Origin of the sequence: Pseudomonas hunanensis (genome assembly GCF_013393325.1) — a bacterium.
GTDB classification, from domain to species: domain Bacteria; phylum Pseudomonadota; class Gammaproteobacteria; order Pseudomonadales; family Pseudomonadaceae; genus Aquipseudomonas; species Aquipseudomonas putida_P.
The window spans coordinates 1-236 of record NZ_QJRC01000052.1 but is presented as its reverse complement, the minus strand read 5'-3'; the positions used below and the strand labels follow the sequence as shown (position 1 = coordinate 236).

The window sequence follows — 236 nt, the reverse complement described above, 5'->3', positions numbered from 1 at the left end:
TTTCAGGCGCTCACCCACAAGGACTACTCGCCCCACGGCGCGCGCCTGGTACAGCGCCTCGATGTCGAGAAGTACCGGCGCTTTCTCGCCGAGCGCGATGAGCTGGAACGGCGCATTGCCGCCCTGCGCAACCAAGCCTTGCAAGCCAGCAACGATCACGACGCCTGGCTGGCGACGGCCGAACCCCAACACATCGATAACCCCTACAGCCTGGCCGCCGCCTTGGCCTGTTACGA

1 protein-coding gene is annotated in these 236 nt (G+C 65.3%); it reads left to right on the top strand.

Annotated features, from left to right (window positions below):
- On the top strand, positions 1-236 hold a 236-nt coding region (locus DM807_RS00740), incomplete at both ends, for a hypothetical protein (protein ID WP_179026948.1).